This is a genomic window from Sphingomonas sp. BT-65, assembly GCF_026107375.2.
GTDB lineage: Bacteria > Pseudomonadota > Alphaproteobacteria > Sphingomonadales > Sphingomonadaceae > Sphingomonas.
The window spans coordinates 2,823,065-2,836,279 of record NZ_JAPCIA010000001.1 but is presented as its reverse complement, the minus strand read 5'-3'; the positions used below and the strand labels follow the sequence as shown (position 1 = coordinate 2,836,279).

9 protein-coding genes are annotated in these 13,215 nt (G+C 67.7%); 4 read left to right on the top strand and 5 right to left on the bottom strand.

The annotated features are described in order from the left end of the window. The first annotated feature begins 93 nt into the window (after window positions 1–93). From OK349_RS13690 to OK349_RS13675, 4 genes are all read left to right on the top strand, one after another. Window positions 94–849 (top strand): FadR/GntR family transcriptional regulator, encoded by a 756-nt coding sequence (locus OK349_RS13690; RefSeq protein ID WP_265118346.1) that lies wholly within the window; start codon window positions 94–96, stop codon window positions 847–849. 103 nt (window positions 850–952) lie between these two features. Further along, complete coding sequence (locus tag OK349_RS13685; protein ID WP_265118345.1) at window positions 953–2,566, top strand: alpha-L-fucosidase; 1,614 nt, start codon at window positions 953–955, stop codon at window positions 2,564–2,566. Next, window positions 2,566–4,773: a hypothetical protein gene (locus tag OK349_RS13680; protein ID WP_265118344.1), complete on the top strand. Its 2,208-nt coding sequence runs from the start codon at window positions 2,566–2,568 to the stop codon at window positions 4,771–4,773. The genes OK349_RS13685 and OK349_RS13680 overlap by 1 nt, the downstream gene beginning before the upstream one ends. Before the next feature lie 12 nt (window positions 4,774–4,785). Continuing rightward, window positions 4,786–5,829, top strand: a complete 1,044-nt coding sequence (locus OK349_RS13675) for a glycoside hydrolase family protein (protein WP_265118343.1) — start codon at window positions 4,786–4,788, stop codon at window positions 5,827–5,829. A gap of 150 nt (window positions 5,830–5,979) precedes the next feature. Here OK349_RS13675 and OK349_RS13670 read toward each other — a convergent pair whose 3' ends face one another. Genes OK349_RS13670 through OK349_RS13650 form a run of 5 tightly spaced genes read right to left on the bottom strand, consistent with a single transcriptional unit; the run spans window position 5,980 to window position 13,208 of the window. Further along, window positions 5,980–7,182 (bottom strand): SGNH/GDSL hydrolase family protein, encoded by a 1,203-nt coding sequence (locus OK349_RS13670; protein ID WP_265118342.1) that lies wholly within the window; start codon window positions 7,180–7,182, stop codon window positions 5,980–5,982. Continuing rightward, the gene (locus OK349_RS13665; protein WP_265118341.1) at window positions 7,179–9,242 is read right to left on the bottom strand and encodes a beta-galactosidase; all 2,064 of its coding nucleotides are present in this window, start codon (window positions 9,240–9,242) and stop codon (window positions 7,179–7,181) included. The genes OK349_RS13670 and OK349_RS13665 overlap by 4 nt, the downstream gene beginning before the upstream one ends. Beyond that, window positions 9,242–11,299, bottom strand: a complete 2,058-nt coding sequence (locus OK349_RS13660) for a beta-galactosidase (protein ID WP_265118340.1) — start codon at window positions 11,297–11,299, stop codon at window positions 9,242–9,244. The genes OK349_RS13665 and OK349_RS13660 overlap by 1 nt, the downstream gene beginning before the upstream one ends. Beyond that, window positions 11,296–12,543, bottom strand: a complete 1,248-nt coding sequence (locus OK349_RS13655; protein WP_265118339.1) for an MFS transporter — start codon at window positions 12,541–12,543, stop codon at window positions 11,296–11,298. The genes OK349_RS13660 and OK349_RS13655 overlap by 4 nt, the downstream gene beginning before the upstream one ends. Next, window positions 12,540–13,208, bottom strand: coding sequence for an aspartate/glutamate racemase family protein (locus tag OK349_RS13650; RefSeq protein ID WP_265118338.1), 669 nt, complete (start codon window positions 13,206–13,208; stop codon window positions 12,540–12,542). Before OK349_RS13650 ends, OK349_RS13655 begins: the two co-directional genes overlap by 4 nt. Window positions 13,209–13,215: the final 7 nt, after the last annotated feature.

The window sequence follows — 13,215 nt, the reverse complement described above, 5'->3', positions numbered from 1 at the left end:
CATTTAATTTCGAGCAATGGCGTCGAGCGGTTTGCTCCCCGGGTTAGGCTGTGCTTATTGTCTGCGAAGACGAGAACGCGGGAAAAACGCGAGTTGGACGACGAGGATCAAGACGATAGCGGGTTTCCGGGCAGCCAGTCCGGGCGCAGCGAGCGCGGGACGGGGCGCCGGCTGCGCGGCGCCGTCGCGCATTATCTCGGCACGGCGATCGTCGGCGGCGCGATCGCGCCCGGCGAGCGGCTGACCGGCGAAGTCGACAATTCCGCCGCGCTCAACGTCTCGCGCAGCGCCTATCGCGAGGCGGTGCAGGTGCTCGCCGCCAAGGGGCTGGTCGAGAGCCGGACCAAGGCGGGCACGCGCGTGCTGCCGCGCAGCCGCTGGAACCTGCTCGACCCCGACGTGCTTGCCTGGGCCTTCTCGGGCGAGCCCGATATCGGCTATGTGCGCGACTTGTTCGAGCTGCGCGCGATCGTCGAGCCGGCCGCGGCGCGGCTGGCCGCGGCACGCCGCGACAAGGCCGATATCCGCGCGTTGCGCGAGGCGCTCACGGGCATGCGCCGGCACACGCTGGCGACAGAGGCCGGGCGCGCCGCCGACCGCGACTTCCACGACGCAATCCTGCGCGCCTCGCGCAACGACGTGTTGATCACGCTCAGCGCGAGCATCGGCGCGGCGGTGAGCTGGACCACGCAGTTCAAGCAGCGCATCCGCGCCCTGCCGCGCGATCCCGTGCCGGACCATGTCCGAGTTGGCGAGGCAATCATCGCGGGCGACGCCGACGAGGCCGAGGCGGCGATGCGCGTGCTGGTCGAGCTCGCGCTTCAGGATACCAGCTCGTCGATGGGCTGAGCCCGCGATCTTCTCCGACAAATTGATGCAGCCGATGATTGCAGCGCCAGCTGCGATCTGATAGCCAATAATCATATTATATATGACAAGGAGGGATGACGGCGTGAAACGGCTCGGCACGCTTTCCGCGCTGGCGCTCGCCGCCGGCATGTCTTCGGCGCAGGCCCAGACGACACAGCAGCAGACCGCGCAGCAATGGCCGATGGAGACGCCGAAAGAGGCCGTCGCCGCGCAGCTCGCCAAGGTGAGGCAGGGTGTCGCCGCCGGCCCGTTCGAGCCCGACTGGGATTCGCTGCGCGCCTATCGCACCCCCGAATGGTTCCGCGACGCCAAGTTCGGCATCTTCATCCACTGGGGCGTCTATTCGGTCCCGGGCTTCGCCAACGAATGGTATTCGCGCAACATGTATGTGCCGGGCAACAAGGCCTATGCGCACCACCGCGCGACTTGGGGCCCGCAGGACAAGTTCGGCTACAAGGACTTCATCCCGCTGTTCAAGGCCGAGAAGTTCGACCCCGCGGCCTGGATCCAGCTCTTCGCCGATGCCGGCGCGCGGTACGTCGTTCCGGTCGCCGAGCATTGCGACGGCTTCGCGATGTACGCCTCGGACTTCACCCGCTGGGACGCGTCCGACATGGGGCCCAAGCGTGACGTGACCGGCGAGATCGCCAAGGCAGCGCGCGCCCACGGCATGCATTTCGGCCTGTCCTCGCACCGCGCCGAGCATTGGTGGTGGTATCACAAGGGACGCAGCTTCCCCTCCGACGTCGCCGATCCCAGGAATCGCGGCCTCTATGGCCCCGCCGCGCCGACCGGCTTGCCCGCCGACAATCCCGATGCCTGGCCCGACAGCAGTCAGCTGCAGAACTGGATGCCGCCGAGCCGCGAGTTCCTCGACGACTGGATGGCGCGCACCTCCGAGCTGATCGACAAATACCGGCCCGAGCTCATCTATTTCGACTGGTGGACCTCGGCGCCGCTCTACGAGCCGCTGATGCGCGACACCGCGGCCTATTACTACAACCGCTCGGCCGGGTGGAAGGCGCCCGGCATCATCGCCTATAAGGGCTCGCAATTCGCCGAGGGCTCGGCGATGTTCGACATGGAGCGCGGCAAGAGCGACGCGCTCAAGCTCTCCCCGTGGCAGTCCGACACCTCGGTCAGCGTCCACAGCTGGGGCTATGCCCAGAACGACAGCTACCGCACGCCCAAATCGCTGATCGCCGACCTGATCGACATCGTCAGCAAGAACGGCAACCTCCTGCTCAACGTCGGCCCCAAGGCCGACGGCACGATCCCCGACGAGATCGCGACCGTGCTCAAGGGTATGGGCGCCTGGCTCAAGGTCAATGGCGAGGCGATCTACGGTACCCGCCCGTTCCACTATTTCGGCGAGGGTCCGACCAGCTCGGGTCAGGTCCGCGTCGGCGGGCAGGTCGAGGAATCGGCGAAGAAGGGGTTCACCCCCGCCGATATCCGCTTCACGGTCAAGGGCGACACGGTCTACGCGCTGGGGCTCGAGCGCCCCGCCGACGGCGTCGTGCTGGTCAAGACGCTCTTCGCCGGCACCCCATATCTGCCCGCGCCGATCAGGAGCATCGAGCTGCTCGACGGCGGAAAGCTCAGCTGGAAGCAGACCCCGCGCGGGCTCGAGCTCAAGCTCCCGGCGGATAGCAGCGGCGGCATGCCCTACGCGCTCCGGATCCGGACGCGCTGATGCGGCTGGCGCTTCTGCTCGCCGCAGCGCTCGCCGCCCTTCCCGCATCGAGCCAGGAGATCGCGCTCCAACCCTATCCGGTAGACCACGAGCTGCGCGTCGACTCTCCCGCCGACGCACGCTTCCTGCTCGACGGGCCCGCAGGCAAGCACGGCTTCGTCTCGGCCCGCGACGGCAAGCTCTGGCGTGGCGACGGCAAGCGCTTCCGCTGCTGGGGCGTCAACATGACCGGCTGGGCGGTGGGATCGGACGAGATTCCGGCGCATGGCGCGGCGACCGCCTATGCCAAGGCGCTGGCGCGGCTCGGCGTGAATTGCGTGCGGCTACACTTCCTCGACATGCCCGATTCGATCGCGCAAATCCGCAACGAAGGCGCCGCGCGAGGTCCGGCAGCGGGCCCCTTCACCCACCGCCCGCGCGGGCTGATCCGGGACGACCTTCCCGACAGCCAGCATTTCAATCCCGAGCGGCTCGAGCGGCTCGATTACTGGATCGCCGAGCTCAAGAAGAACGGCATCTACGTCAACTTCAACCTCAATGTGGGCCGCCGCTTCAAGCCGGGCGACGGCGTTCCCGACGCCGAATTGCTCGGTCCGGCCAAGGCCTTCACCTATTTAGGTCCCGAGCTGATCGCACTGCAGAAGGACTATGCGCGCAAGCTGCTCGGCCACACCAACCCCTATACTGGCCTCCGCTATGCCGACGACCCGGCGGTGATGACGGTCGAGGTGGTCAACGAGAATTCGCTGCTCGAATTCTGGATGCGCAACTGGCTGCGCGGCGAGCGCGTGCCGGGCGGCGAGAATGCCCAGCTCGACATGACCCCGCATTACCAGAAGCTGCTGGTCGGCATGTACAATGACTGGCTGGGCAAGCACCGCAGCGCCAAGGAGATCGCCAGCCTGCGCGGCATGGCGGGCGTCGCCGAGGGCCAGCCGGTGCCGCTGATGCGCCGCGGCGACCATCCGTCCGCACCGCGCCTGCGCTTCGACGCGGAGCTCGAGTTCGTCACCCAGGTCGAGCTCGATTTCCACGCCGACATGCGCCGCTTCCTGCGCGACGAGCTCGGCGTGAAGGTGCCCATCGTCCCGACCGCCGACCACACCTATTTCATCGCCAACCAGCCGCTGATGCGCACCGCGCTCGCCGCGGACCTGCTCGACGCGCACGTCTATTGGCAGCATCCCGCGATCTACGGCCGCCGCAACGAGCCGATGGTCAACGCGCCGCAGCTGTCGATCATCCAGAAACTCGCGCGCAGCGCCGCGGTGGGCAAGCCGTTCACGGTGAGCGAAGTCAACCACCCCTTCCCGAGCGACTATGGCGCGGAGATGATCCCGCTCCTCGCTTCCTATGCCGCGCTGCAGGACTGGGACGGCATCTTCTTCTACACCTTCGAGACCAAGATCGCGGGCGCGTGGAAGCCGGCGATCGGCGACCATTTCGACATTACGCTCGATCCGGTGAAGATGGCGCAGATGCCGGCGGGGGCGATGATCTTCCTGCGCGGCGACGTCTCGGCGGCGAAGCAGGTTCTGACACGCTCCTATTCGGCCGAACAGATCAGCGACGCGGCGCGGATGCCGCGCGCGGCGATGCCCTATTATTCGCCGGGCTTCGACATGACGATCCCGCTGCGCCACGGCTCGCGCATTGCCTGCATCGATTGCAAGCCATCGCTCCCCGCGCCGCTGCCCGCCGCCAACCCGATCGTCTCCGACACGGGCGAGCTCAGCTGGCAGACCAATGGCGGCAAGGACGGGCTGGTGCGGATCGACAGTCCGCTGAGCCAGGGACTGGTCGGCTTCATCGCGGCGAACCGCGACGCACAGACGCGGCACTTGGGCGCCGAGATCAGGAACCGCTTCGCCGCGATCACCTTGTCCTCGCTCGACGGCAAGCCGATCAACACCTCGGACCGCATGCTGCTCACCACCACCGGCCGCGTCGAGAATACGGGCGCGAAGTGGGATGCGCGCCGATCAATGCTGACCGACTGGGGCACCGCGCCGACATTGATCGAGCCGATCACCGGTTGGATCCAGCTCAAGGACCTGGAGGGCGCGGTCGGCCTCGCCGTTCAGCCGCTCGACGGGTCCGCACGGCCGATCGGGCCGGAGATCAAGGGCAGGATGATCGAGCCGGGCTGGGAAATCGAGGTCGGCACGCCCGCCGCGGCCTCCTATCTCGTCCGCGTGATCCGCTAGGGGAGAAGCAAGATGATCGACCGGCGCAACCTGCTCGGCGGTGCACTCGCGGGCACCGGGCTCGCCGTGCTGCCGACCCAGGCCGCGGGCGATCCGCTCGCTCCCTATCGCACGCCGTACAAGCACCCGAAGCTGATCCTCGGCGGCTCGGGCGTGAAGGGCAGCTTCGACGAGAAGGCGGTCGACTGCCCGTTCGTCTTCTCCGCGAACGGCAAATTCTACCTCACCTATGTCGGCTTCGACGGCACCGGCTACCAGACCGGCATCTGCGAATCCCGCGACCTGCTCAACTGGAAGCGGCTCGGCATGATCATGTCGCGCGACCCGAGCGATCCGGTTACCCGCCACAACATCGCCTGCGCCTCGATCCTGCGCGAGAACGAGCTGCGCAGCCCGGCGCGGCTGGTGAAGGTCGATGGTCAATATGTCGCGGCGTGGCACGCCTATCCCAGCCCCGGTTACGAGGAAGGGCCGGCGGTAATCGGCCTCGCCTTCAGCAAGGACTTCATGAAGTGGGAGCGCGGCCCGGTGATCCTGCGCGCCGCGGACGGCGCCGAATGGGAGCGCGGCGGGCTGTACAAGCCAAACCTGATCAAGGTCGGCGACACCTTCCACCTCTATTACAACGCCAAGACCAGCGGTAGCCCATGGAAGGAGCAGACCGGCCTCGCCATCTCCAAGGACTTGAAGAGCTGGACACGGCACCCGGCGAGCCCGCTGCTGGTCAACGGCCCCAAGGGCTCGCCCGACGACCGCTTCGCCAGCGACCCGGTCGTGGTGACGCATCAGGGCAAATGGGCGATGTTCTATTTCGGCCTGTCGACCGACGGCTTCGCGCGCGACCTGATCGCGCTCGGCGACAGCCCGACCGCCTTCACCAAGTCGAGCGAGGTGCTGATCGACGTCGGCCCGCCGGGATCGATCGACGAGAAATACGCGCACAAGCCCGCGGTGATCTGGCACGACGGCGCGCTCTATCACTTCTACTGCGCGGTCAGCGGGAAGTGGCCGAACGACGTGCGCGGGCTGGCGATGGCGCGGTCGAAGCCGTGGTGAGCGAAGCTGCCCCTCTTTAATCCTCCCCCGCCAGGGGGAGGTGGCCTGCGCAGCAGGACGGAGGGGGCGGATGCCAGAACAAGCGTTGGGGAGTCCTCCCCCTCCGTCGCCTTCGGCGCCACCTCCCCCTGGCGGGGGAGGATAGTCGGCCTACCGCCCGCACCCCTGCCGCAGCACCACCGGCAGCGCGGTCTGCGCCATCGCCGTATAGCCCGCATCATTCGGATGCAGGTGATCGCCGATCTGCCACGCCAACCGCATCACGCTGGGCTTGCCCGGCTCCTGCATCGCCGCATCGAAATCGATCACCGCATCGTACTGCCGCGCATTCTCGCGGATCCAGCGATTGACCGTCTGGCGCCGCTGCTCGCCTGCCGTGTCGGCATAGGCCGCGCCCTCATAGGGCAACAGCGTCCCGACGATCACCTTGAGCCCCGCCCCCTTCGCCCGCGCCAGCAACTGGCGATGCGCGGCGATGATCTGCGCCGCGGTCGCCTGTTCGTGCGCGCGCGCCGGATCGGCGATCTTGCCGATGTCGTTGATCCCCTCGAGCAGCACGACATGCGTCACGCCCGGCACGCCCAGCACGTCGCGCTCGAACCGCGACAGCGCGTTGGGGCCGCGGCCGCTGCTCAGCAGCCGGTTGCCGCTGATCCCGGCATTGGCGACCGACCAGCACCGCCCGCGCGCATTGGCCGCAAGCAGCCGCTGGAGCTGGTCGGGCCAGCTCATCGCCTTGCTCTGGGTCGCGCCCGCGCCCTCGGTGATCGAATCGCCGAACGCGACGAGCACACGGTTCTCGCGGCTGCCCGTCACCTCCACGCCCGAGACGATGCCCGACGCGCGCGCTCGCTTCGCATCCGTCAGCACAACCGATCCGGTCTGGTTGCCCGGCGCGACGTCGACCATCTGCGCATGCGCCGCAGCCTCGGTCTCGCCGGCATAGTGGACGGACACTGCGAAACGCTCGCCCGCTGCCACCGGGAAGTCGATCGGATCGCTAAGATACGGCGCGCGGGCGGGAATGATCACGTCTGCAGCGCCCGCAAAGCTCAGCGCGCGTAGGCTGCCGGACACCGGCGCGCCTGCAGCATCGAGACGCACGATCGACGCACCGCCCAGCTTCAGCGGCGTATCGCCAAGCTCGTTCGACAGCCGGATGCGCAGCGTGCGCCCGGCAATCCCCGCGCGCACCACCTGCCGAACCGTCTCGTCGCGATAGGGCCGGCCGAGCCCGTCGCGGATCCTGGGCTCATAGCCGATCGGCGGCGCGGTCCACGCCGCGATCCAGCGTTGGGGGGCCGCCGCACCGATCAGCAGCAGCGCGGCAGCGGGGGCGAGCAGCCACCTCATTTGAGCTGGAACAGCGCCACGCCGTGCGCCTTCATCTGGCCATCCGCCCAGTCGCCGCTGACGAAGCGCGCACCCTGAGGCGGCGCAAGCGGCCGTGCGCCGGTACCATGGTTGATCACGATCATCACGCGTTTCCCCCCGCCCGCACGCTCGCTGATCTCGAGATCGGCATGCGCGTCGGGAACGAGCGGCGCGATCTTCGCCTCGCCCAGCAGCCGCGCCGCCAGCGTCTTCATCATCGCCGGCTCGAGCCAGGCGCCGAAATAGGTGATGCGCCCGCGGCCGACCTTGCGCGTCACCACCGCCGGCTTGCCGTCGAGCCAGCCACCGGGGTCGGCATAAGTCGCGAGCACGCGCACGTCCGCCGCGTCAGGCCGGATCTCCTCCGCCCAGATCGCGACCTTGCCGTCGCCCAAATTGCCCTTGATCCCGACCGGCGCGTCGAGGGCATAATATTGCTCGACCGTCGCGCCGAGCAGCCCGGCGAGCGGCCCCGGCTGGCGCTGCGGCCACAACGCATTGGCGTCGTCCTTCATCCCCGAGCGCGGCCCGAGCACCAGATGCCCGCCGGCCCGCACATAGGCCGCGAGCCGGTCGGCCTGCGCCTGTGTCACCACATTGAGATTGGGCGCGACCACCAGCGGATAGGCCGTCAGCGCGGCATCGGGCGAGACGATGTGCACCCCCTGGCTCTGCACGCGCAGCGGACGATAGACCTCGGTGAACGCCTTGACCGGATCGAAGTCGCGATGGTGGCGCTGCAGGTCGATCGCCCAGCGGCTGTCATAGGCCCACAGCATCGCGACCTTCGCCGCCGGCCCGGTGTCGGCGAGCAGCGGCGCGGCGGCTGTCAGCTCCTTCGCGATCTGCGCGATCTCGGCATGGATCGGGTTGGGCGTGCCGTCCTGCCCCAGCACCGCGCCGTGATAAGTCTCCTGCCCGTTCCGCGCCGGCCGCCACTGCCAGTAGAGCACGCCGTCCGACCCGTGGCTGACCGACTGCCACGCCAGCTCGCGCACCTGCCCCGGGTCGAGCGCGCGGTTGACCGGCACCCAGTCAACCCGGCCGGGCTGAGTTTCCATCAGCCAGAAATTGCGCTGTTTGTAGCCGCGGACGAGGTCGTGATTGGCGCCGTTCGCCACCCAGTCCGGCCGCCCGTCGGGGATGTAATTGTCCCAGCTCGCGAGATCGAGATCGCGGTGCATCACGAAATGGTCGAAGCCCGCATTCCAGAACATCGTGTTGGTCGTGACCCACGCGCGCGGCGCGATCAACGGCCGGATCGCGCGCGCCTGGTTCTGGACATAATCGGTCCATACCGCCGTGGTGAAATGGCGGAAGTCGAGCAGCAGCCCCGGATTCTGCTGCCCGGTCTGGCGCAGCGGGATCTGGTCGAAATCATTGTAGAATTGCGACCAGTACTGCGTCGCCCAGCGCCGGTTGAGCTCGTCGATCGTGCCGTAGCGCTGCTTCAAAAAGGCGTGCCACGCGGCAACCGATTCCGCGTCCCACGACGGCGGCCCGACCTCATTGTCGATCTGCCAGCCGACCACCGCGGGATGCTTGCCGTAGCGCTTCGCCATCTCGACCGCGATGCGGCGCGAGAAGTCGCGATAGCGCTTGCTCGCGAAGGAGAAATGCCGCCGCCCGCCATGGCTGGCGCGCTGGCCATTCTCGTCCACCCGCAGCGTGTCAGGGTACTTTTGCGTCAGCCACGCCGGCGGCGCCGCGCTCGGCGTGCCGATCACCACCATGAAGCCGCGCGCGACCGCCGCCGCGATCGCACGGTCCATCCACGCGAAGTCGAACTTGCCTTCCTCCGGCTCCATCCGCGCCCAGGCGAACTCGCCGATGCGCACGGTGTTGAAGCCCGACGCCTTCATCAGGTCGAGATCGGTTGCCCAGCGTTCCTCGAGCCATTGCTCAGGATACCAGGCGACGCCGACCGCGATCGCGGGCTTGTCGGCAAAAGCCGTCGCGCGATTGGGGAAGACGGTCTGCGCCGACGCACCGGGAACCAGCGCCAGCGCCGCCGCTGCGGCAAGCAGGACCGTCCGCATCACTTGCCCCCGCGCTGCAGCACCGCAACGCCCTCCACCGGCATCGTCACGCTCGACTTGGTGCCGCCCGCAAGGATGTCGGTCATCGGCTCGGGCAGCGCCACGGTCTGCGCGGTGCGGCCGTGGTTGATCAGGATGACGATCCGCCGCCCCTGCCCCTCGCGCGTCATCAGCTCGACATCCGCAGGCACCGCGAAGTCACGCGCGACCCCCGCGCCCGCCAACGCCCCATCGATCAGCGTCTTCATCACCGCATCGTCGACCAGCGCGCCGACATAGGTGATCCGCCCCTTGCCGACCTTGCGGCTGATCACCGCCGGCTTGCCGTCGAGCCAGCCATTGGCCTTGCCGTAGCGCAGCAGCGTCTCGGTGTCGGGGGCGCTGGTCGAGAGCTGTTCGGCCCAGATCGTGGCCTTACCGCCGCCGACATCGACCGCCTCGTCGAGCGCATAATATTGCTCGACCCGCCCGCCGAGCAGCTCGGCGAGCGGCCCCGGCTGGCGCTGGGTCTGGAGCGCGTTGAATTCGTCCTTCATCCCAGAGCGCGGCCCCAGGATCAGGTGTCCGCCGCCGCGGACATAGTCCGCCAGCCGCTTCGCCGTCGTCTCGCTGATAATGTTGAGGCTCGGCGCGACGACGAGCTTGTACCCGGCAAGCGGCGCCACCTCCACCTCGACGATGTCCACGGCCCCGCGCGCATCCTTGAGCGGCTGGTAATAATCGAGCAGCACCTCGATCTGGTCATAGTCGCGATGGTGCAGCTGGAAGTCGATCGCCCAGCGGCTGGCATAATCGTGCAGGATCGCGACGTCGGACACCGGATGCGTCCCCGCGATCAGCGGCGAGGCCTTGGCCATCTCACGCCCGATCTGCTGCACCTCGGCATAGACCGGCACCGGCTTGCCGTCGGCGCCGATCAGCGATCCGTGCAGCGTCTCCTGCCCGTTGAGCGCGTTGCGCCACTGCCAGTAGAGGATGCCGTCCGATCCGTGGCCGATCGCCTGCCACGCCATCGCGCGTGTCTCGCCGGGATAGAGCATGTTGCTCACCCCCGCCCAGTTCACATAGCCCGGCTGGATCTCCATCACCCAGAAATTCTTGCGCTTCCACCCGCGCACCAGGTCGTGGGTCGCACCGTTGCGATAGGGCTTGAGGTGCCCGCTGCCGACGTAATTGTCCCATGAGGTGAAATCGAGGTCGCGGTTGGCGGCGTAGCGATCGAAGCGGTTGGCCCAGCCAAGCCCGCCGAAGTTCACCGTGATGAACTGCTTGGGATCAGCATGCGCGCGGATCGCGTCGAGCTGGTTCCTGTGGAACGCCACCCATTGCGAGGTGATGAAGCGCTTCAATTCCAGCATCCAGCCGGGATTGGCCTTGTCGTTGCTGAAGGGAACCTGCTCCCAGGCGGTATAGCTCTGTGACCAGTATTGGGTGGTCCACGCGTCGTTCAATTTGTCGAGCGTGCCGTAGCGCTGCTTGAGCCACGCGACCCACGCCGCCTTCGCCTCGGGATCATAGCTCTCGTCGGTCGGTTCGTTGCCGATCTGCCAGCCGATGACGTTGGGCTCCTTGCCCAGCGCCTGCGCCATGCGTGTCACAATCTCGCGGCAGAAGTCGCGATAGCGTTTCGACGAGATCGAGAATTGCCGCCGCCCGCCATGGCCGACCTTCTGGCCGTTGCTCTGGATCTGCGAGACGTCGGGATATTTCTGCGTCATCCACGCCGGCGGCGTGTCGCTCGGCGTGCCGATCACCACCTTGATGTCGTACTTCGCCGCCAGCCGCACCGCGCGGACCAGCCAGTCCATGTCGTACTTGCCCTCTTCGGGCTCCATCCGGCTCCAGGCATATTCGCCGATGCGCACCACATTGGCGCCATGCGCCTTCATCAGCCGCAGATCCTCGGCCCAGCGCTCCTCGGGCCATTGCTCGGGATACCAGGCCGAGCCGAGCCACAGTCTGTCGAACTGCTGCTGCCCCGCCGGCGCCTCGGTCTGCGCCGCAGCGGGAAGCACGGGCGCCGCCGCGAGCAGCGCGAATGCCAGGAGCCGCTTCATGCCGTCGCCGCCTTCTGATCGAAGCCCTTGGAGCTGTCGATCAGCGCGAACAGCCCTGCCGCGATCAGCACCATCAGCGCGACGCCTTGCACCGGCAGGTCATAGCTGCCCGTGCCCTTGATGATGTATCCGGTCGCCACGACGCCGACAAAGCCGCCCAGATTGCCCAGCATGTTCATGAAGCCTGTCGCGGTGCCGCCGTAGCGCCCGCCGATCGACATGCACATCGCCCAGGCGCTCGGCAGCATCAGGTCCATCACGGCAAAGCTCGCGGCGGCCAGCACGACGACCATCGTCTTGTCGGGTGTCAAGCTCATCGCCAGCAACAGCGCCGCGGTGACGCTCAAGCAGACGCTGGTGATCAGGCGATAGGCGAGCTTGAATCCGATCCGCGCGCCCAGCTGGTCGCTCAGCACCCCGCCGATCAGGTTGCTGACGATGCCGAGCAGGAACGGGATCGCCGCATACACGGCCATCTCGGTCTGTGTGAAGCCGCGGCCGTTGGTCATCCACTGCGAGAACCAGCCGAAATAGAACCAGCTGCCGAAGGCATAGAAGAAATAGGCGATTCCGATCAGCCACAGCTGCGGCAGGCTGAGCAGCTTGCCCCATGGCGTGCCCGAATGGCCGGCACCCGCGTCGTCGCCGATCTCCGCCGCTTCCTCCGGCGTGATGCCCGGCTGGTCGGCCGGGCGGTCATGATACCAGCGCCACCATAGGATCGCCCAGACGAAGCCGATCAGGCCCAGGATGACGAACACCATCTGCCAGCCGAGATGCGTGTTGAGCGGCACCAGCAGCAGCGGCGCCAGCGCACCGCCCAGCCGGCTCGCCGCCCAGATCACGCCCTGCCCGCGCGCCCGCTCGCGCTTGGGAAACCAACGGTAGAGCACGCCCGACATGTTGGGATAGGCACCCGCGGCGCCGAGGCCGAACATGAAACGCGCCGCCGCGAGTTGCCAGAAATTATGGCACGCGGCCGTGATCGCCGTGAAGAACGACCACCAGACGGTGATCCGGGTCAGTTCCTTGCGATAGCCATAGCGGTCGCCGATCGCGCCGGAGGGAACCTCGAACACGGCGTAGGCGAAGGTATAGGCGCCCAGCACCCAGCCCCATTCCGCGGGGCTGATCCCGAGGTCCTTCTGGATCGCCGGCCCGGTGACGGCGATCGCCATCCGGTCGATGAAGGTGATGACCGAGAGCGCGGCGAGAAAGCCGAGTACGGCATGCCGCTTCTTCATTTGCCGAGGCCCTTGAGCACTTCGGCCGCGCGCAGCATGCCGAGCTCGGGGCTCGACAGCACCGGCGCCTTGACCGCGCCTTCGGGCAGCGTCGCGACGACGCGCGCCATTGACGCCTGCGCCAGCACGATCGCATCGACATCGGCCAGCGCGGTGGTGAGCGCTTCGCCCACAATCCGGTCGTGCGTTGCGCCGTCACCGGCCATCACCGCCTCGAACGCGCCTTCGCACAGATGCGCGACCAGCTCGATCTGCTTGCCCTGCTCCGCGGCGACGCGGCTGACGAGGTCGGCGGTGGGTTCGAGCGTGGTCGAAAGCGTCGCGACGACGCCGATCCGCTTCGCGCTCGCCACCGCCTGCTCGGCCATGGCGCGGTCGACGCGCAGCACGGGCTGCTCGTAGAGTTCGGCCGCCATCTCGACCGCGCGCCCGATCGACGAGCAGGTCACCATCGCCACGTCGCACCCGGCGTCGAAGGTCGATCCGACCAGCCGGATCACCTGCCGCATCGTCGCCTTCTGCAGATGCCCGGCGGCGATGGTGTTCTTGATCGTGCTCTCGTCGACGAAGTGGAGGATGCGCACATCGGGCATCACCCGCGCCGCGATCTCGTTGAACACCGCCGCGAGCATCGGTGAATTATGGACCAGTCCCAGCGTCGGCATCGTCTCT